Below are 20,644 nucleotides of genomic sequence, written 5' to 3'. Positions count from 1 at the left end.
GGCAACCTGCCCATGAAAGTGCCTTAAGAAAGTTCCCTGTGAAAGCATTTGGCTTTTATGGGGAAACGGGAGAAGGTGCCATCATGGCTGACCCGCCCTTGATCGAGGATCCGCAATGGGCAGACTGTCTTTCAGGCGGCATATTTCCTCCGCCTTTCTTGCTCTGCTCACCTTCATTCCTTCAACGCAGGCAAGATCCATTCATGACTGCGTCCTAACGAGTGAAGTCCTACCCTTCCTCAACCCTGCTGGCGCTCCCGTCATTCATGTCCGGGTCAACGATCACGATGTCGGCGCCTTCTTCTCGACGTTCACGACGCGAACGAGTGTCTGGGATGCAAAGGGATTTGATTTTTACCGGGAAGATCCCATCAGGACCATTTCCGTTACGGGAACGGGCGGCAACTATTCCACAAACATCCGTAGCCTTCAGATCGGTCAGTCTACCTTAAAGGACATGACGGCTCTTCTGGTCGGCGAACGCCCCCCGAAAGCCCCCGATGGTCTACTTCTGATGGTAGATATCGGATGGGACATTCTTGGAAACTATCATATCCTGATCGACCGATACTCCCAGAAAATGGCTATCTTTACCTACGATACCGCACCAGACTGCCCTGATATCGGAACGCTCCTGAAAGATCCGGGGCCTTCCTTGCCCCTGGTGTCGTTCGATGACGACTCCCCTCAGCGAGACCAGGTCACGGCCCTGCTGGATGGTCACAAGGTGGACATGCAGCTCAACACCAGCGCCAACCGGTCCATTATCCAGCAATGGGTCGCTCGGAAAATGGGGATTTCGCGACGCATGCTCACTCAGGACGACGAAATCCGTGTGGGCGCGGGTGAGGTCCTGCTAGGGCACAGACATCATTTCAACACGCTGCAACTCGGTTCGCACACACTGCATGACATCACACTGGATGTCGTCCCGGATGCGGAATTCAACATCCTGGGGATGGACGTCCTCAAACACTTCAACGTCCTGATCAATTCCATGGCGGGCAAACTCTGGCTTGAGGACTTCAAACCACCTGCCGGTTACGTTGAGGAGAAGGCTCTCCCCTGGTCGCCAACCCATGACCGCCTCAGCATTACGCATGCCAGCGAAGAAAAGCAGGCCACGCCTGCACAGGGTCAGGGGGCGAAGCCTGCGCCCCACCCCATTGGAAGTCCCTGATCAGGCGTCTGCCGAACCGCCATCCACATCGAATGTCACACCCTGTGCAAGAGGCAGGGTCCGACCGTAATTGATGGCGTTGGTCTGGCGACGCATATAAGCTTTCCAGGCATCAGAGCCGGACTCACGGCCTCCACCGGTTTCCTTCTCGCCACCGAATGCTCCGCCGATTTCCGCACCGGACGGCCCCATATTGACGTTCGCGATGCCACAGTCCGATCCCTGCCCGGACAGGAACTGCTCCACCTCGCGGATATCGGTCGCAAAGATAGACGACGAGAGGCCCTGCACCACATCGTTCTGAAGCGCAATGGCCTCGTCGAGCGTATCGTATTTCATGACGTACAGGATCGGCGCGAAGGTCTCTTCCAGCACGGGGCCGACCTGCGACGGCATCTCGACCAGCGCCGGACGAACATAGAATGACCCTTCGCCATTCACATTCACACGCGTTCCACCATGAATCGTACCGCCTGCGGCAATGGCGGCCTTCAGACTGTCCTGCATCATTGAAAAAGACGCCGCATCAATCAGCGGACCGACGAGCGCGTCGCCCTCGACAGGATTGCCGACGGAAATCGCCTTGTAGACATTGATCAACTTCGGCACGAGCGTGTCGTAAACGCTGGAATGGACGAGCAGCCGACGCAGCGTCGTGCAGCGCTGGCCAGCGGTTCCCATGGCACCGAAAGCAACGGCCCGCAGCGTCAGATCCAGATCGGCGGACGGGGTGACGATGGATGCATTATTGCCGCCCAGTTCCAGAATGGAGCGGCCAAAACGCCGCGCCACACGCTCGCCGACGTCGCGGCCCATCCGCGTGGAGCCTGTCGCCGAAATGACGGGGACACGGCGGTCTTCTACCATCAACTCACCGATCTCGCGTCCACCAATCAGCAATGTGCTGAGCGCGGCCGGCGCATCACTACCGAAACGAGCCGCGGCCCTGAGGAACAATGCCTGCGTAGCCAGAGCCGTCAGCGGAGTTTTTTCGGACGGCTTCCAGATCACGCTGTCACCACAAACCAGCGCCAGCGCGGCATTCCATGACCAGACGGCAACCGGAAAATTGAACGCCGAGATGATACCCACCGGTCCCACAGGATGCCACTGCTCCGTCAGACGATGATCAGGACGCTCAGACGGGATCGTCAGGCCATAAAGCTGGCGAGAGAGACCGACTGCAAAATCGCAGATGTCGATCATTTCCTGCACTTCGCCCAGACCTTCGGACGGAACCTTGCCCACTTCCAGCGTCACGAGGCGTCCCAGCGCCTCCTTGTTCGCCCGAAGCTCTTCCCCAAGCAGCCGGACCAGTTCGCCACGCCGGGGAGCGGGAATTTTCCGCCAGTCCCGAAACGCCATCACCGAGTCAGCAATTTTTGCCTGCGCTGCTTCCGCACTGATTTCCACAACCTCGGAAATCGCCTCACCCGTCAGCGGTGACCTGACCTGAAGACTGCCACCTGAATGGAGCTCGGCACTGACGCCGAGGGTATCCAGCAGCGTCTTTACTTCGGAACGGAGGGATGACGTCATTGTTCTTCCTGTTATGGATTTTCGGCACGCAGCAGGAGGCATCTGAAAACACGGTCTGTCGATAGGTACATAAAACAAGACACGGGTCTGAAGTCGCCCTTAAAAGGCCGATACGAAACTGTCATGAATTTACAGTCATGACTCGCGGCCTGCCAAACGATAAAGCTGCGCAGGGTCATTCCGAAACGGAATGACCGGATATGTCGCCCAGAGAGGAAAACCAACAGAGTCATGACACTTGCCCGTCGTTTCCTCCCATCCACCACCCTTCTCTGCTCGTTCGAAGCCGCTGCCCGTCACCAGAGTTTCACGGCAGCCGCAGAAGAGCTGAAACTTACGCAGAGTGCTGTCAGTCGTCATATCCGGGCGCTCGAAAGTCATCTGGGCTCAACACTGTTTCTACGAGATCGACAGACCGTGCGACTGACGAAGGCAGGAGAGCATTATGTCCGGGAAATCCGGGAAGCACTCCGCCATATTTCAGCGGCCACCCTCGCCTTCCGGGCCAATCCCGGCGGAGGAAGCATCAATCTGGGCGTTCTTCCTACATTTGGTGCTCGCTGGCTCGCCCCCCGATTGATCCGTTTTGCGGCGAAACATCCTGACATCACTGTCAACCTGCATACCCATCTGCAACCTTTCGACTTCTCGACGGACCCTTTGGATGCAGCCATTCACTTTGGCCTTCCGGAATGGCCGGGGACAGAGCTTTCTTTTCTGATGACGGAAGACGTTGTAGCCGTATGCAGCCCGGACCTCGCCAGAAAACTCCGCATCTCCTCCTGTGAGGATTTACTGACTGCGCCGCTTCTGCATCTTACAAGCCGCCCCAACGCCTGGGAGAACTGGTTCCTGAGCCACGGAACAGAGAGCATCAGCCTTCAGGGAGCGCTCTTCGACCAGTTCAGCTTCATCATAGCCGCCGCGATCCAGGGGACAGGGTGTGCGATGATACCCCGTTTTCTGATCCGCGAAGAACTGGCGGACGGCACTTTGATCCAGTTAACAGAACCGTGCCCGCGTGGTGAAGAAGCCTATTATTTTGTGAGACCACTCTCCCACCCGGTCTCCAAAAGCCTCAGCCAGTTCCGAGAATGGCTGGTAGAAGAAGCGGCCCATGACAGGGAAAATTTCTCCCTGTCAGCCGTCAGGTCGCTGGTTACTTGTCCAGACTGAAGTCCACATTGATACGGTGGCGATGTTCCACCACGGGATGACCGTTTCTGGCTGCCGGTCTGTATAGCTCTCGGCGGCAGTAATCCAGTGCACTCTCATTGAAGCCCGGATTGGTCGTGGCTATGATCTGACAGTTTACAGTATGACCGGTCTTGTCGATGTCAGCCGTCAGGGTGACATGACCGGTTTCATTCTTGACGAGCATCGCCGCAGGATAGACCGGTCCCTTGGTAAGGAGCTGGGATGCACCTGCGACCTCTGCATGTGCAAAAGCGCCACCTGAAAGCCCCACTACAGAGACCAACAATAGAAATTTCTTCAATTTTCTCTTATCTCCAATAACGCACAGTCACCGTAAAGCAATCTCTTCCTTCAGGATAGCACCGTTTTGTGATGAGGTGCTCCATAATTGGAAAGATTGCACTTCAATACAGGTACAAGTAATTCTTCTGCAGGAAGCTTCGTTTCCGGACTTTCTTCGCTTCAGGTAGCAGCTCCGATAACGTTCATCAGATGTGTGCGATAAGCCGCGAGTGTGCCGTCCACGTCAGGAGATTTAATGACATCGGTAGCAAGGAATGTGGACAGCGCCGACATACCCAGAAACTCGTGAGCTTTATGGAACGGAAAATAGACCGCATCCACCCCTCGCCCTTCGAAAAACTGGTAAGGATCGGTGAACGCCTCAACGGGTGCGTTCCACGTAACGGACAGCATATAACGTTTACCCTGCACCAGTCCGCCTGAACCATATTTACGTTCCGGATGAGTCCGGCTCCGTCCATCATTGGTGTAGAGCCTGCCATGACCGGCCGTCATCACCTCGTCGATGTATTTTTTGACAATCCACGGAACACCCATCCACCAGGCGGGGCACTGATAGATCAGCAGATCGGCCCAAAGGAAATTTTCGACTTCCCGTTCAACATCATAGCCGTCGTCGATTTTCGTCTGCCGTATTTCATGGCCATTCTGACCGAGAACATCGGAGGCAAGCGCCTGCAGCGTGTCGTTTAGGCGGCCATGGGAATGGGCAAAAACCTTGCCACCGTTCAAGAGAAGAATTCTTGTCATGAATGTTCGTCCAGTCTGTAGCTAGAAAAAATATCATGACCTGACAGAGCCTTCTTGATAACTGCAGCAGACTCCATAAAACCTGTGAACCAAATTCATAGGTTGGAATATTTATGGATAACCGTTTCGGAGAAATGAAGATCTTCCTGCGTGTTGTGGAAAGCGGTAGTTTTTCCGAAGCAGCGCGTCTGTCCCTGACCACACCCTCGACTGTCAGCAAGCTTATCGGACGATTGGAAACCCGGCTTGGCGTCCGGCTCGTTGAACGATCTACCCGGAAACTGTCAGTCACTCCCGAAGGTCATGCCTATTATAACCGGGCGCAGACTTTGATGACAGAAATTGACGACATGGAAAGCACCCTGTCCCAAAAAACCGTTCAGCTTCAGGGCACGGTCCGCATCAATGCATCCGTAGCTTTCGGTACGCTGCTTCTGGAGCCGCTGCTACCAGCATTCTGGGAGACATATCCGGATATCCTGATCGACCTTTCACTTTCTGACGAAATGGCGGACCTATATCTTGACCGGACGGATATTGCTTTCCGGGTCGGGCGCCTCCAGGACTCCAGCCTTATGGCGCGTCATCTGGGAAAGGTACCGAGGCTGATTGTCGGGTCACCTGCGTATCTGAAGCAGTTCGGACGGCCTGAAACCGTGGATGATCTGGAGCACCACCACTGCCTGGGATTCAATTTCCGGCGTGCTGCACCGGTCTGGCCGTTGCAGGACCGAGGACGGATCGTCGACAGGATCATTCGCGGGCCCCTTCTGGCCAATAATGGCGAAACCGTCCGCCGGGCCGCGATCGGCGGCGCCGGACTGGCCCGTCTGGCGGAATATCATGTGCGTGAGGACCTGTCCGAGGGACGTCTGGTCGAAGTGCTCACAAACAGTGGAACGCGCGACGAAGAGGAGATCCATGCGCTCTATCAGGGAGGAAAACAGCTTCCTCATCGCGTCCGGGGGGTTCTCGACTTTATGGTTCCACGTCTGCAGGCCCGTCTTCGACCTGTTTCCGGAAACTTATGAACCCAATTCCCATATTCTGCTTATCCCTATGACGGCAACACCGCCGCTGGCACTTTCCTGACCTGCGCCAGTTCGCGACGGATCACCTGAAAAACCGTATCACGTAACCAGCGATGCACTCCGTCCGTATCCACGCGGGGATGCCAAGCCTGAAAGGACGTGACAGGCGGCAGTTCGAACGGGAAATCGAAAGCCTCAAGCTGGATCTGGGAAAGTGGAAGGCGGTCAATCACAATGTCCGGCAAGGGAAGGATCATATCCGTCTCGCGCACGGTATCGATCATGGAATGATAGGTCGGCACGACCATCGCGATGGGGCGGGTCAGGCCGTGGCGTTCCTTGAGAATAGTGTCGATCGGACCATAGGATCGGCCTTTTCGGGAGACACTGATATGATCGTAATCGACCAGAGTCTGCGGCGTAATCCCTCGCGCGAAGATAGGGTGCCCTTCACGAACTATCGCGCGAAATGACGTCAGAAACAGGGTTTGGCGCATTATTTCAGGACGCAGATCGTCCGTGGCACCAACATAAAGGTCGATCTGGCTGTTGCGTAGCGCCTCACTGGCCGTCTCTTCCGTTTCAGGAGCGAACACAACGCTGCAGTTTGGACATTCCTGCTTGAGGGCCATCAGGATGACATGCCCGAACGCACTGACGACAAGATCATTGGCGCGGATCGTAAAACGGGGTGAGATGTGCCGCAGCTTCAGCGTTTCGTTATCATTCACCAGCGCATCGGCGTCGCGCACGATACTCTGAACTCTGTCACGGATCCGGCTGGCAAAAGTCGTGGCCATCATACGCCGGCCTGACAGGACCAAAATCGGGTCCCCGAAAACAGTCCGTAGCGTTGCGAGATGACGGCTCATGGCGGCGTCACTCACCTTCATGCGCAGCGCGGCTTTTGAGACGCTCTCTTCCTCTACGAGAACCTGAAGATACCGTAGAAGATCGAGATCGTAGCGTCTGTGGCCGTCGGTCCGCTTTGCCAAATTATCCTCCGTTTTCTGCGGTTTGCGAGCACATTCTCACGCCTTTGCGTGAAAATGGAAAGGATTTCTTCAACCCTTACGAAAAATGGAAACGTCACTTACCACAAACGTGGGTTTTCGGACCAAGTCACTCCGGATAGTGCCTATGCCGAAACGAAAGAGACCACATGCAACCAGCAGATTCGCCTCCCGCAGGTGCACCACCCGCGCAGCCCTCCTATATCCCGCCCTTCGGCATGCGGACCATTGTCGGCTGTCTGGGGATGTTGCTGGCCGTGCATGTGGCCGGATTCAACGAGCACATCACGGAAATCGGTCTCGCCGACATCCGGGGCGCAATGCATATCGGGCATGATGAGGGGACGTGGTTCACCTCGATCTACGAGGCCTTCAACATCGCGGCCATGGCGTTCACGCCCTGGTTTTACATGACGTTCTCGATCTACCGCTTCTCGATCTTCATGACGGCTGTCCTCGCCATTCTGTCAATTCCGCTGCCCTTCATGCCGGACATGGTCTCGCTGTGCTTTCTTCGTGCGGCACAGGGACTGAGTGCGGGGTGCCTGCCGCCCGTCCTGATGACGGTCATGCTCAAATACCTGCCGCCACCCGTCAAGGTGTTCGGCATTGGCGGCTATGCGATGAGCGCCACTTTCGGCCCCAATCTGGGCGGGCCGCTCGAAGCAATGTGGTTTGAGCATGTAGGCTGGCGCTGGCTGTACTGGGAGGTCATTCCCTTCAGCATCATCGCCATCGCCATGATGGCCTACGGACTGCCACGCGATCCGGTGCATCTCGAACGGTTCAAAAAGTTCAACTGGCGCGGCTTTTTCATTGGTGTGCCGTCCATCCTGTGTGTGGTGACAGTGCTCTATCAGGGAGACCGGCTGGACTGGTTCCGTTCGCCGATCATCTCCCATCTGACATTCTGGGGCGGCGCACTATTCGTCGGATTCCTGTTCCATGAATGGCACCATCACAGCCCGTTTTTCCGGCTTCAGTACTGGAAAAACCGCAACATCACGATGGCGCTTCTAACACTCGTTGGCGTGCTGGTGATCTGCGGACTGATGTTGGAAGTGCCGATGACGTATCTGGAAGCCGTACGGGGATATCGGCCCATTCAGGCAGCTCCAGTCGCGCTGACGGTTGCCCTGCCCCAGCTCATCGTGCTGCCGCTGACGGCTGCGCTCTGCAACTCCGCGCGGGTGGACTGTCGGTATGTGCTGGCGTTCGGCATGTCGTGTCTGGCGCTGGCAGCGTTCCTTGGAACCTGGCTGACACCAGACTGGGTACGGGATAACTTTTACCTCCTGCAGGCGCTTCAGATCCTCGGTCAGCCAATGGTCGTGATCCCAGTGCTCATGTTGGCCACCATGTCTCTGGGGCCAGCCGACGGCCCGTTCATCTCAGGCATGGTCAACATGCTCAAGGGCATGGCCAATGCGCTCGCGGCTGCCATTTTCGAAATTCTGCTCCGTCGCCGGGAGCAGTATCATTCCACAATGCTGCTGGACCGGGCTGGCAACAACGCCACCGCACTGTCGGGCATGGGTAATCCGATCCATGCAGCAATTAGCAACAGCTCGCCCGATGGCGATCATGTAGCGCGTAATACACTCGAGATTTTCCACACTTATCTGCACGAACAGTCGACCACGCTGGCACTGGTGGACATCTACTTCGTCGTGATGTGCCTGTGCATCGTCTATGTCACGCTGACTGCCGTGCTGCCGAAACGGGTTTATCCGCCCGGCAAGGGACCAGCTCCGGCCATGCCTGCCGCAGCCCGCGAACCCGATCCTTCCTCCCTTCCAGCCACCGCACACTGACGGACCTGCCTCAATATGATTTACGGAAAACCCCTTCTTTTGGCCGGATGTGCGGTCGTTGTCCTGACAGGCCTGGCCTGGACGGCAGACCGTTTCTTCGTGGGCGACGGTATCCGTCAGGAGACCAACGACGCCTACGTCACGGCAGATTTCACGACAGTAGCTCCGAAAGTTTCCGGGCGTATCGACCGCGTGCTGGCCGAGGACAACGAATACGTCCATGCCGGGGAAGAACTGGCGCATATCGAGGACGACGATTACCGCGCGGCACTGGATGCGGCCCGTGGTGACACGGCTGCTGCTCAGGGCGATGTGAATAATCTTCAGGCCCTGCTTGACCGTCAGGGATCCATTGTCGACGCGGCGAAATACACGGTGCAGTCCGACGAAGCTGCGCTTGTCTTCGCACGGCAGAATGCTGCCAGGTATCGCAATCTGTCCGCAGGGGGCGCGAGCACGATAGAACAGCAACAGGGCGCGGAAGCCCGACAGCTTGAAGCGATTGCGGCCCTTGCCCGCGACAAGGCCGGAACCAGTACGGCCGAGCAGCAGGTCGCTGTGCTGAAGGCGCAGCTCGAAAGGGCTCAGGGTACGTTGCTGAAGGCAAAAAGTGCCGAGCATCAGGCCGAACTGAACCTGTCCTACTGCACCATCCCCGCCCCCGTGGATGGCGTGGTGGGCGAGCGCGGTGTGCGTGTTGGTGCGTATGTCCAACCGGGCACAGGGCTGCTGGCGGTTGTGCCGGTCCGCAAAGCCTATGTGCTGGCGAATTTTCAGGAAACCCAGCTTACAAAAGTCCAGACCGGACAGAGCGCGACGGTATGGGTCGATACCTTTCCCGGCCATCCTCTCAAAGCGCACGTGGACAGTCTGGCCCCGGCCACAGGGGTCGCTTTCGCAGCGATTCAACCTGATAATGCGACAGGCAACTTTACGAAAGTGGTCCAGCGCGTCCCCGTCAAGCTGACCTTCGATCCCGGCCAACCGCTGGCGGAAAAGGTTCGTGTCGGCATGTCGGTTGAAGCTCGCATCGACACGTCTTCTACGCCCGAAGGCGCCCATTCCCATGATGCCCGGTATCTCTGGAAATGAGATCTGCCATGCTCCACCCCTCACGCGGCCTTCTTCTGGCACTCACCGCGCTATCTGCGTGTACCGTTGGACCGGACTATCACCGTCCTGACCCGCAGGCCCCCGCACACTGGCATCAGAGCCTTTCTCCAGCAGCCAGTCATCCGCAAGAAACCTCTGCCGTCGATGCACAATGGTGGCATATCTATCGTGACCCAACACTGACGGCGCTGGAAGAAAAGGTCGCGCGCAACAACCTCGATCTCCGCGAGGCTGCCCTGCATTTCACGGAAAGTCAGGCTGAACGTCGGATCGCCAGTGCCGCCCAGATGCCGCATATGGAAGGTGCTGCATCCTATGCCCGCGAACGCGCCAGCACGAATGGTATTCTAGGCCTGCTGGGAACCATGCAGCAAGCCGACGCCGGCGAGATTGCCAGCGGCCAGCAGGGCTTTGGACCAGCGGCAATGAATGGCGCGAAGGGCAACCCGTCTTTCAATCTGCCACAATACGGGCTGAGTGCGTCATGGGAGGTCGATTTCTGGGGGCATGTCCGGCGTCAGGTTGAGGCGGCTACCGCGGCCATGCATGAAACGGACGAGCTTCGCCGTGATGTGCTGGTCTCCCTCATGGCGGAAACGGCGCAGGATTATCTGAGCCTGCGTAATATCCAGACGCAGATCGGCATCACACAGCAGAGTATCGCGATTGCAGAACATAGTGTGAAGCTGACGGAACTTCGCTTCGCGCAGGGCACGGCAACTAAGCTTGATGTCGCCTATTCCCGCGGACAGATGCATGGTTTCGAGGCGCGTCTTCCTGTTCTGAAAAGTCAGGAAGTACATCTTGTAAACGCACTGAGCTTCCTGACAGCACAACAGCCGGGTGCGTTGAAAAACATGCTCGGTTCAGCTCAGACCATTCCTGCCGTCCCAGGAGACATTCCGGTCGGGCTACCGTCCGAACTGGCGGAGCGTCGCCCGGATGTACGAGCGGCTGAAGACCATCTTCATGCAGCAACGGCGAGCATCGGCGTGGCAGTCGCGGACTTTTTCCCGCGCGTGACGCTGTCTGGCAGTTTGGATATTCAGGCGTTGCAGTTCAGCGGACTGGGCTCATGGGCGTCGCGTCAGTACGGGTTCGGCCCGACCATGACACTGCCGCTGTTCGAAGGCGGCCGCCTGACCGGGCAGCTTCATCTACGCCGCGCCCAGCAGAAGGAAGCGGCCATCGCGTTGCAGCGTACCCTTCTGAAAGCTTGGGAAGAAGTCGATGACTCGATGGCGGATCTGAGCGCCGCGCAGGAGCGACACACCAGACTCGCGGAGACGGTCACAGAAGACGAAACCGCCGTTCATATCGCACAGCTTCAGTACAGTCAGGGTGCGGGGGACTTCCTCAACGTCCTGACGACCCAGAATGCCCTTCTGACGAGCCGAAGTGCACTGGCTGAGTCGAGTGCAAATGTCTCAATTTCCGTCGCCCATCTGTATCGAGCGCTGGGCGGTGGCTGGACGCAGAAATCCTGACGCCCAGCCCCGTTGGAGCCGTTCTCATCCGCCGTTAAGGGCGGTATTGAGAACGGCAGCCAGACGCACACCGGCCTGTTCCAGACGCAGCTCCATGATCGGCCAGGCCAGCGCCGTGTAGCCCTTGCCGATATCGGCACCCTTGTTGGCCGGAAGTCCACCGTAGGCCACGCTGCGAGCGAGGGAGTGACTCTCGTCGGCCCAGTCAACAGTTGCGTTGTAAACATCGCCTCCGTCCAGATCCTGCACCCAGTATTTCGTCTCATCTGGCGTAATCAGAGCGCCAAGACGGTCGGCTTCCTTCTTCGCGCGGGCGGGATCAATGCTGTAGAACGGGCCGACATGCAAGTCCGCCTCATGGTCGATCACACCCTCATCCCACAGTGAATGCAGGTTCATGTGACCATTGGCGTTGTTACCGAAATAGGTCAGACGGATCGCGTTCCCCCCCATATCCTTGTTACGCTCAGCAGCATGCAGCGGCTGATGAATGTCTCCAATCAGATGCACAACCCATTTGAGAGCAACCAGACGATCGTGCGGGGAAGCATGCGTATCGGCGAGGATTTTGATCTCTTCGGGCAGCTTTTCTACGACACAGGCATGATCCGGGCAGTCGCGGGTCTGATCATACGCCGGATGAGACACATCGATATCAACGTAATGCCATTTCAAGGTCTCAGGCGCGCCGCCCTTCTTCTTGGGAACATGGCCGATCGTATCAGGCCAGGACGCGACCTGATCAAGGCTCTGGTGATTTTCAAGCGCCAGCAGGGATGTGGCGGCCTTCTGGGCCTGCGGCGTTAGACGCTCCTGCGCGATATCCGCCACGATCGCATGACCGTAAGGCCCCCATGCGAAAGCACTGGATGAAAAAACAACGGAACCGACCCCAATCAGGGACGCACACAGAAGACGAAAATGCATGAGAACCTGACTACCCGCCTACTCAGTTGATGATGCTCTTCTTTCTCACCGTTTCAAGGACCAGACAAGACGAGCACTTACAGATGGCTGACACGGACAATGGCGGATCCCAACACCTAGGCAGCGGCACCTATCCCCTGACCGCGGATCAGGTCACAAAGGTTCGCAAGAACCATACGCAGTACTGACGCCCCCTTTTCAGGCACAGCAAGGGATCTGGTCCGTATCTCCTTTTTAGTGGACCGGGCCGGATTCAGCCCTCGCTGGAGCGTTTATGCGTCAGCAGCAGAATGAAATAGGGAACGAAGAAATAGAGTCCGATCATGACCATGAGCGGTCCAAGAAGCCATGCCATGTTCTGGTGAAAGAGTGACTGGCTGAACAGATTACCCAGACCCATCATACAACTGACGCAGAAAAAACCGCCCAGATTGGCCAGAAAGCCGCGATCACCATTCATCAGCTGCAATTGCTGGAAAAAAGGGCTGGACTGCTGCGGGACGGTCATGCGGACATACTTCCTGTTTTCCTGCGGAAAGAGAACCGGTACGCCGGTCGCGTTCGTTCCTTTTTCCGGACTGCCGTGCACGATACTGCCAGCTTCAGCGAGTTCAAAGCCGGAACTCGATAAAAAGTGTCCGTACTATTTTAAAGAACGAATTATCACAAAATTTGATATATTCGAGAACAGGCAGATCGGGAATGATGCTTTCTCATGTTGAGGAGCCTTTCATGATCTCACAGCCCGCCACCGTGCATCTGCCCCGCAACTGTACATTCGAAGCGGCGGACTGGGATCTTCTCGCCCGCTGCTGGCATCCCGTGGCGCTGGTGCGAGAACTGGAAGACAAGCCGCTGGGCGTAACGCTTCTCGACGCGCCTCTCGTACTCTATCGCGCAGGCGGTACAATCGTAATCGCGGATGATCTGTGTCCGCATCGTGGCGTGCCCCTCAGCATGGGCAAGGGTGATGGTCAGACGATCGCCTGTGCCTATCATGGCTTTCGCTTCGGCAACGGCGGAAAATGCGTGCGTGTCCCGGCCCATCCTGACAGCGCCATTCCCTCAAAGCTGAACCTGCGCACCTATCCGGCCGTCGAGCGTTACGGTCTGATCTGGACGTGTCTGAATTCCAATGCAAGCGTGATACTTCCACCAATGCCACACTGGGACGAGCCTGATTATCAACAGATCAACTGCCCGTGGATCGACATCGCGGGCTTTGCTGGACGGCAGGTCGAGGGTTTCATCGACGTAGCGCATTTCGCCTTCGTCCATACCGAGACGTTCGCCCATCCCGACAACCCCATCGTTCCATCCTACGTGCCGAAAATGACGCATGACGGATTTGAAGCGGAATATCGCAGCACGGTCAGCAATTTCCCGATCGGGCATGAGGATTGGGAAAAACCGGGTTTTGAATGGTTGCGGCATTTCCGCGTCCACGCGCCATTCGTAGCCACGCTGGAAATCCATTTCCCAGAAGACGGGCGCCTGGTCATCATGAATGCCGCCTCGCCCGTTTCTGCACGGAAGACACGAATGTTTTCACCGATCTGCCGGAACTTCGACAAACAGATCCCGCTTCAGGCGGTTTATGATTTCAACCGCAGGATCTTTGAAGAAGATCGCGCGCTGGTTGAGGCGCAGAAGCCCGAGAACCTTCCACTTGATCCCACGCTGGAAGCTCATGTCATGGCGGATCGCAGTTCGATCGCCTATCGCCGCACCCTTCGCGCAATGGGTTTCAGCCAGTTCTTTACAGCCTGAGACTTGCGCTTCCTTTACGCGTCGTCATCCGTAAACAGCTAGGCACGGTAACATTTCGCGGCCACAGGCTTGTAAGACCGACCGCAACTCCACTCCTTCAGTTCACAAGTTACTTCCTTAGTTTCCGCCATCTTCAAGTAGCAGAGCTTCTCCGGTAGAAGGCCTTTACGTTTCAGAGTTACTCAACATTCAACCGGGATGGGGTGGCTGAGCCAGTCAAGGCTCTGCTCAAGCGGGAACACCGTTCTGATTACGAGTATTCCGGAAATATTTGGGTCGGGTATCACCATTCATGAAACGGTCGATATGTTCCAGCGCCAGTCGCTGGAGAGATCCAACAAACGCACGCATCGTACCGTCATAACTTGGTGGATTTTTGTACTCAGCGTACAATCGCCACGATCTTTTCGTCGCAAAGCATGACCCAGAAAAGCGGTTCCGAATGCGAAAGCCGTAACTTTCATGCCGCTCCGCCCGAAGAAGCGTTTCTCTTCTTGTCTTATACTCTGTATTCCCCGCTGCAAAACGCTTTACTCGCCGGGCATGAATCCGCCTTATTCAGATCATTTATTGAGGCCGATCAGAAGGATCGGATTTTCAACACAAACAATTCATTTATAATAACATATTCATTAATATTCTGATATAATTATCTTTGTAATCGATCATTTTGTTTTAAAAAAACTGGCGCACCTTTCGATGCACCAGTTTTTGAACGCTTTGCCTGACAATCAGGCAGCACGAATAGACTTCACATCTGCCGACGACTTTACCGTCAAAGCGGGAGGCGTCAGTGTCCGACGAACAGCATCGTGCCAGCCATCAATCATAATCCGACGCTGCGCCGGATCCATCTTCGGCGCAAAAACCCGCTCCTGCTTCCACGTCGCTGCGACCTCATCGAGCGTCTTCCACAGACCCACCTGAAGCCCGGCAAGGAAGGCCGCGCCGAGGGCCGTGGTCTCGATATTAATTGGACGCTCGACCTCCGCTTTCAGCATCGAAGACAGAAACTGGGCAAACCAGTCATTAACGGCCATGCCACCATCGATCCGCAGAATACTGGTCCGCATGGCACCATCTTCACGCATGGCGCGGATCAGGTCATAGGTCTGGAAAGCTACGGATTCCAGCATGGCACGGGCGATATATGCCTGCGTGGAACCGAGCGTCAGACCGCAGATCAGCCCGCGTGCATCCGGATCCCAGTGCGGCGCACCGAGGCCCACGAACGCAGGCACCATGTAAACGCCGTGACTATCAGGAATGCGCGTCGCCATGTCATCCGTCTGGGAAGCATGGGTGATGAGCTGCAGTCCGTCACGCAGCCATTTGATACCCGCGCCCGCTACGAAGATGGAGCCTTCCAGCGCGTAAAACGTCTTGCCGCCGATCCGGTAGGCAATCGTGGTCAGCAGACGGTTGTTGGACATGATAGGCGTCTCACCGGTGTTGAGCAGCATGAAGCAGCCCGTCCCGTAAGTCGCCTTTGCCATGCCTTCCTGAAAACAGGCCTGCCCGATGACTGCTGCGTGCTGATCGCCCGCCATACCGCCGATAACGATCTTTTCGCCAAACAGCCCGGCTTCCGTCTCCCCGAAATTGCTGCTGTTGTCGCAGACTTCCGGCAAAAGCTGGCGCGGGACATTGAACAGCTCAAGAAGCTCCTCGTCCCAGTCCTGTGTATGAATATTGAAAAGTGACGTGCGGCAGGCATTCGTGATGTCGGTGGCATGACGTTTGCCCCCGGTCAGACGCCACAGCAGGAAACAGTCGATTGTCCCTGCCGCGAGTTCGCCCGCTTCCGCACGACGACGCGCATCGGGCACGTGGTCAAGCAGCCAAGCGATCTTGCTGGCCGAGAAATAGGGGTCTAGCAGCAGACCCGTCTTTTCCCGGACCAACGCTTCCTTACCCTGCTGACGCAGGGCATTGCATTCATGGGCCGTCCGGCGGTCCTGCCAGACGAGCGCACGATGAATGGCGCGCCCTGTTTCGCGATCCCAGATCACAATGGTTTCACGCTGGTTGGTGATGCCGAGGGCCGCGATCCGACCCGGACCACCCACTTCATCAATCGTCTCGCGCGCCGTAGCGAGCACGTCTCGCCAGATGTCCTCGACATCATGCTCGACCCAGCCCGGCTCCGGATAATACTGCGGGAACTCCCTGCGCGACAGGGCTAGTGCCTGGGCGTCCTTTCCGAAGATGATGCTACGGGTGGACGTCGTACCCTGATCGATGGCGAGGATGCAGTCTTTCTTGCTCATGATGAATTCTCCGGCAGAAAATCTTGGCAGAAGGTTCGGAATGTTTCAGACGGATGTCAGGAGACGCGGTTGATGACCGGTGCAGCGGGATCGCCTGGATTGGAGACGACCAGAACCGGCTCAGCGGGATTGATGCCCTCTGGTGTGACAGTGATCGTCTGCTCGACATAGCGTGGCATGAAGGGGCGCAGTCCGTACTGATATATGGCTGCACCGATCGGGCCACCGATCAGCGGAGCAACAACCGGCACCCAGAAATAATTACCCGGTGCCGGCAGCGCACTCTGTCCCCAGCCTGCGAAGAAGCAGAACAGGCGCGGACCGAAATCGCGGGCTGGATTGATGGCCCATGCATCGAGATAGCCACAGGACGCACCAATGATCGCGACGAGGAGCCCGATGATCAGCGCACTCGAATTCGCCTGTGGGGCCTGCGTGTTGTACTGGCAGGTAATGGCGAAAATGCCGAACACCAGCACCGCCGTCAGAACGAGTTCGTCCCAGAACGCATGCGAGACGGTGACGAAATCACCCGGGTGGGTAAAGAAGACGCCAGCAGCGCCACCATCCACCGCGCGCGTCAGGTTATGCGCCATGTTGAAATGGTCGATCACCGGCACGTACAGCGAATAGACAAGGGCTGCACCTGCAAAACCGCCCAGAACTTGAGCGCTAATGTAAGGAAGCACTTTCTTCCACGAAAAACCACGGAACATGGCCAGCGCAACCGTAACGGCCGGGTTCGCATGCGTCCCGCTGATGGCTCCGGTCGCGTAAATCGCAACCGTCACACCAAGACCCCAGACGATACACACGCCCCAGTAAGCCGTCTTGTAGGGGCTGGGATCATACAGCGAGTACATGGCCGCAACGCCATCTCCAAAGAGAATGATGATTGCGACTGCGAAGAACTCCGAAAGGAGCTCTCCAAGATAACGCCTGTTTTCTGACATGACTGGCATCCGCCATGAAAAATGAAACTGGGAGGTCAGGCGACGTTCTGACGCGTGACCGGGCCGGGGTCGGAAACAGAACTGGGCGATGCCTGCAGACGGCTTTCGACATAAGTCTGAAGGTCCGCCCGGTCGGCATCAGTAACGAAGAGTCCAAGCCGCGAGCGACGCCAGAGAATATCCTCGGCAGAGCGCGCCCATTCGTTGTCGATCAGATAATCCACCTCACGCGCACTCAGCGTCTTGCCAAACATGCGCCCCATGCGGTCTGAATCAGGGGTTGCGATGTCGTAAGCCCTCAGGCCGTAATTGCGGAGCAACCGCCAGGAACTGCGTTCTGACAGATGCGGTGCATAAGCCCTGAACCGCTGGAGTTGCGAGTCGAAGTCGGTGGGCGCAAACTCACCGCCCGGCAGAGGTGTGCCATCCGTCCAGCCTGCCTTGCGCAGAACCGGAAGATGCGGCGCGAGCTTCTCAACAGCATGTTCTGCCAGCTTACGGAACGTCGTGATCTTACCACCGAAAACAGACAGGATCGGCGCAGAGGTCGCATCCACATCCAGAACATAGTCACGCGTCACGGCGGAAGCGTTGCCCGAATTGTCATCATAAAGCGGACGCACACCGGCATAGGTCCAGACAACGTCTTCGGGACGGACAGTCTTCGTAAAGTAGCGGTTTACGCTCTCGCAGAGATAGGTGATTTCGTCCTGGGAAATCTCCACATGAGCCGGATCCTGCTCCCAGGGCACATCAGTCGTGCCGATCAGGGTGAAATCCTGCTCATAAGGAATTGCGAACACAATCCGCTTGTCCGGATTTTGGAAGATATAGGCCTGAGAACCTTCAAACACACGCGGAACCACGATGTGACTGCCCTTGACCAGACGCACGCGGTTACGGCTTGGAACATTCAGGCGATCCTGAAGCAGTTCCGCAACCCATGGCCCCGCAGCATTTACCACTGCTTTGGCCTCTACCGTGCTCTGTTCACCGGTCACAGTATCTTCGATCGTCGCAGTCCAGCCCTGCGCTGCGCGAACGGCCTTCACCAGACGCGTACGGGTTTTAACAGTCGCCCCGACGCGAACGGCATCCATGGCATTCAGCACGACAAGACGACTGTCCTGAACCCAGCCATCGGAATATTCGAAACCGCGCACATAATCAGATCGGAGCGACCGGCCCGCAGGAGCACTCCGCAAATTCAGAGCTTTGGTGCGGGGAAGCGTCATATTCGGACACAGGTGATCGTAAAGGAACAACCCCGTCCGCAGCAGCCAGGCGGGTCGCAGCATTTTTGAATGCGGCAACACAAAGCGCATGGGCCAGATGATGTGGGGCGCGATCTTCAGGAGACGCTCCCGCTCCATAAGAGCTTCGCGAACAAGCCTGAATTCGTAATATTCAAGATAGCGCAGGCCACCGTGGATCAGCTTGGTGCTTGCGGAAGACGTATGGCTTGCAAGATCGTCTTGCTCGACCAGGAGCACTTTCGCTCCCCGGCCCGCCGCATCTCTCGCAATTCCACATCCATTGATTCCGCCCCCCACAACCAGAAGGTCGTAAGGCGCTGCCGAACCGGACACAGATGAAACCTCGTGAATCGATGACATCACACTCTCCTGTCATCTCGCTCCAAAACGAGCGGTCGATGTTCGTTTTGGAGCATGTTGAACGATAAAGAAAGGGTTTTATGTGATTCGTAACGCGATAGTGTTGGATCAGACGCTGTGGCGCGTTATTTTTCCAGAATGTGAAGCGTCACGCCCGCCTGCTCCAACCGACGCTGGAACGCCTCGGAAACCGGCCTGTCCGTAATAAGGTCGTCGATATCCTCAAGTTCTCCAACACGCCCCATTGGCCGACGATTAAACTTGGTATGGTCCGCCAAAAGCAGCACTCGCCGGGAATTTCGGATAATCGTCCGTGCACACTGGATTTCACTTAGATCGAAATCCAGCAGGGTTCCGTCTTCTTCAATTCCGCTGATCCCGATCACACCGAATTCCGTATGAAAGGAAGACAGAGTCTCAATTGCCGCAGCTCCTAAAATCGCCCCGTCCTGCGGTCGAAGCTGACCTCCGGCGATGACCGTATGAAAATCCGAGCGTCCTGAAACGAGGGATGCGACATGAAGATTGTTTGTCACAATCCGCAGGTCCCGGTGGGACGAAAGCGCACGGGCAAACGCTTCTGTCGTCGTACCGATATTGATGAACAGGGAGGATCGGTCTGGAATCAGGGACGCAGCATACTGGCCGATCGCATTCTTGGCGGCGGAATTGAGAATCTGACGAGCGTCATAGTCCAGGTTTTCAACCGTTGAGACCGGAGTGGCTCCGCCGTGATGACGACAGAGCAGACCAAGCTCTGCGAGTTGCGTCACGTCCCTTCGGATCATCTGGACCGCCACTCCGAAATGTCGGGCCATATCCTCGTTTGCCATATAGCCGGCGCTTCGGACGAGACGAACAATTCCATCCTGACGCGGACTGACGGGAGATGGTTCAAGGCGCATTGAGAAACGATCCTGAGGCCAGATGTAAGAAAACGAACATAACCGCACACCATGTCACACGGATAGCGCACTCCATGCTGACCCAAGAACTTGGATCATAACTCGGCCCGACAGGCGCGCGCCGCCAGATTTTCCGCACCTGTTACAAAGCGCGTACCTAAAGCCATATTCCGGCCATGCTTGATGGGCCAGATGAAGGGCTCGGTACGAAGCCCACGGTCCGGTCATCTCCGTGAGGCCGGAACCGGGTGTGAAGGTGAGTTATGAAAATCAAACTGGTTGCAGGGCTGATGGCAGCCTGCGTTTTCGCCGGGGTTCCCCTTGCTTCCGCAGATCCCCATAATGGCGGACCTGGCATGAACGGGCGTGGAAATGGAGGCCCCGACCAGCATGGCGATTACCGTGGCGGTGGCCGTAATGGCGGTCATGAGCGCGTCTGGCAGCGGGGAGACCGCTATAACGGTCCCCGAGGACGCCGCTGGGCGGTCGATAACTGGCGTCACTATCGGGGGCTGTATGCCCCACCGAGCGGCTATTACTGGATGCGTTATGGAGACCAGTTTCTGCTGACGGCTCTAGCGACAGGACTGATCGCCGGCGTTGTCAGTGCAAATGGGATGGCCCCTCTCCCCGGTACGGTCCAGCCTGCTGCACCGGTTCCACCTCCGCCGGGCGCCGTCCCTCCCGGGTATGGACCCGGCTACGGAACAGGGCCTTACTGAACAGGCTCCTGTTTCCGAAAGCTGTGACAAGCGGAGTTGATTCCTTCAACCCCG

General features: G+C 56.9%; 18 protein-coding genes. 8 read left to right on the top strand and 10 right to left on the bottom strand.

The genetic code is table 11. The features are described from left to right. Nucleotides 1–115 precede the first annotated feature (115 nt). Nucleotides 116–1,180 (top strand): retroviral-like aspartic protease family protein, encoded by a 1,065-nt coding sequence (locus tag GKA01_RS07085; RefSeq protein ID WP_146860691.1) that lies wholly within the window; start codon nt 116–118, stop codon nt 1,178–1,180. On the opposite strand, the gene amaB is transcribed toward GKA01_RS07085, so the two are convergent. Next, the gene (gene amaB, locus GKA01_RS07080; RefSeq protein ID WP_146860688.1) at nt 1,181–2,719 is read right to left on the bottom strand and encodes an L-piperidine-6-carboxylate dehydrogenase; all 1,539 of its coding nucleotides are present in this window, start codon (nt 2,717–2,719) and stop codon (nt 1,181–1,183) included. Between the two features lie 231 nt (nt 2,720–2,950). Here amaB and GKA01_RS07075 point away from each other — a divergent pair, with 231 nt between their 5' ends. Then, nucleotides 2,951–3,895, top strand: coding sequence for a LysR family transcriptional regulator (locus GKA01_RS07075; protein WP_146860685.1), 945 nt, complete (start codon nt 2,951–2,953; stop codon nt 3,893–3,895). Here GKA01_RS07075 and GKA01_RS07070 read toward each other — a convergent pair. Further along, nucleotides 3,879–4,217 (bottom strand): energy transducer TonB, encoded by a 339-nt coding sequence (locus tag GKA01_RS07070; protein ID WP_146860682.1) that lies wholly within the window; start codon nt 4,215–4,217, stop codon nt 3,879–3,881. The two genes, GKA01_RS07075 and GKA01_RS07070, sit on opposite strands and share 17 nt — an antisense overlap. A gap of 161 nt (nt 4,218–4,378) precedes the next feature. Beyond that, entirely contained in the window at nt 4,379–4,969 is a 591-nt protein-coding gene (locus tag GKA01_RS07065) for an NAD(P)H-dependent oxidoreductase (protein ID WP_146860680.1), read from the bottom strand. A 113-nt stretch (nt 4,970–5,082) separates the two neighbouring features. Between GKA01_RS07065 and GKA01_RS07060 the strand changes: the two genes are divergently transcribed. Next, nucleotides 5,083–6,000 carry a LysR family transcriptional regulator gene (locus GKA01_RS07060; protein ID WP_146860677.1) on the top strand — a complete coding sequence of 306 codons (918 nt, stop codon included), beginning with the start codon at nt 5,083–5,085 and terminating at the stop codon, nt 5,998–6,000. A gap of 26 nt (nt 6,001–6,026) precedes the next feature. Here the strand turns inward: GKA01_RS07060 and GKA01_RS07055 are convergent, their stop codons facing one another. After that, nucleotides 6,027–6,995, bottom strand: a complete 969-nt coding sequence (locus GKA01_RS07055) for a LysR substrate-binding domain-containing protein (protein WP_146860674.1) — start codon at nt 6,993–6,995, stop codon at nt 6,027–6,029. A gap of 167 nt (nt 6,996–7,162) precedes the next feature. On the opposite strand from GKA01_RS07055, the gene GKA01_RS07050 reads away from it, so the two are divergent. From GKA01_RS07050 to GKA01_RS07040, 3 genes are read left to right on the top strand one after another with little or no spacing between them, the layout of a single operon-like run. Further along, nucleotides 7,163–8,827 (top strand): MFS transporter, encoded by a 1,665-nt coding sequence (locus GKA01_RS07050; RefSeq protein ID WP_146860671.1) that lies wholly within the window; start codon nt 7,163–7,165, stop codon nt 8,825–8,827. 15 nt (nt 8,828–8,842) lie between these two features. Continuing rightward, nucleotides 8,843–9,919 (top strand): HlyD family secretion protein, encoded by a 1,077-nt coding sequence (locus GKA01_RS07045; RefSeq protein WP_146860669.1) that lies wholly within the window; start codon nt 8,843–8,845, stop codon nt 9,917–9,919. 8 nt (nt 9,920–9,927) lie between these two features. Next, nucleotides 9,928–11,427 (top strand): efflux transporter outer membrane subunit, encoded by a 1,500-nt coding sequence (locus GKA01_RS07040; RefSeq protein ID WP_167506328.1) that lies wholly within the window; start codon nt 9,928–9,930, stop codon nt 11,425–11,427. Between the two features lie 24 nt (nt 11,428–11,451). Here GKA01_RS07040 and GKA01_RS07035 read toward each other — a convergent pair whose 3' ends face one another. After that, nucleotides 11,452–12,354, bottom strand: a complete 903-nt coding sequence (locus tag GKA01_RS07035; RefSeq protein ID WP_194265760.1) for a S1/P1 nuclease — start codon at nt 12,352–12,354, stop codon at nt 11,452–11,454. Nucleotides 12,355–12,607: 253 nt separating this feature from the next. Beyond that, nucleotides 12,608–12,862, bottom strand: coding sequence for a hypothetical protein (locus GKA01_RS07030; protein ID WP_146860663.1), 255 nt, complete (start codon nt 12,860–12,862; stop codon nt 12,608–12,610). Nucleotides 12,863–13,086: 224 nt separating this feature from the next. On the opposite strand from GKA01_RS07030, the gene GKA01_RS07025 reads away from it, so the two are divergent. Next, a complete protein-coding gene (locus GKA01_RS07025) occupies nt 13,087–14,124 on the top strand; it encodes an aromatic ring-hydroxylating oxygenase subunit alpha (protein ID WP_146860660.1) in 1,038 nt (345 codons plus the stop codon). A gap of 731 nt (nt 14,125–14,855) precedes the next feature. On the opposite strand, the gene glpK is transcribed toward GKA01_RS07025, so the two are convergent. The 4 genes from glpK to GKA01_RS07005 all read right to left on the bottom strand — a co-directional run bounded on the left by glpK (nt 14,856) and on the right by GKA01_RS07005 (nt 19,868). Continuing rightward, nucleotides 14,856–16,394 carry a glycerol kinase GlpK gene (glpK, locus tag GKA01_RS07020; RefSeq protein ID WP_146860657.1) on the bottom strand — a complete coding sequence of 513 codons (1,539 nt, stop codon included), beginning with the start codon at nt 16,392–16,394 and terminating at the stop codon, nt 14,856–14,858. 56 nt (nt 16,395–16,450) lie between these two features. Continuing rightward, nucleotides 16,451–17,347, bottom strand: coding sequence for an MIP/aquaporin family protein (locus GKA01_RS07015; protein ID WP_146860655.1), 897 nt, complete (start codon nt 17,345–17,347; stop codon nt 16,451–16,453). 35 nt (nt 17,348–17,382) lie between these two features. Continuing rightward, the gene (gene glpD, locus GKA01_RS07010; RefSeq protein WP_146860652.1) at nt 17,383–18,963 is read right to left on the bottom strand and encodes a glycerol-3-phosphate dehydrogenase; all 1,581 of its coding nucleotides are present in this window, start codon (nt 18,961–18,963) and stop codon (nt 17,383–17,385) included. A gap of 125 nt (nt 18,964–19,088) precedes the next feature. Beyond that, a complete protein-coding gene (locus GKA01_RS07005) occupies nt 19,089–19,868 on the bottom strand; it encodes a DeoR/GlpR family DNA-binding transcription regulator (RefSeq protein WP_146860649.1) in 780 nt (259 codons plus the stop codon). A gap of 263 nt (nt 19,869–20,131) precedes the next feature. Here GKA01_RS07005 and GKA01_RS07000 point away from each other — a divergent pair, with 263 nt between their 5' ends. Next, nucleotides 20,132–20,590, top strand: coding sequence for an RcnB family protein (locus GKA01_RS07000; RefSeq protein WP_146860646.1), 459 nt, complete (start codon nt 20,132–20,134; stop codon nt 20,588–20,590). Nucleotides 20,591–20,644 lie beyond the last annotated feature (54 nt).

The sequence above is a fragment of the Gluconobacter kanchanaburiensis NBRC 103587 genome, from assembly GCF_007988905.1.
Lineage (GTDB): Bacteria > Pseudomonadota > Alphaproteobacteria > Acetobacterales > Acetobacteraceae > Gluconobacter > Gluconobacter kanchanaburiensis.
This window is presented reverse-complemented; position numbering and strand designations above follow the sequence as displayed.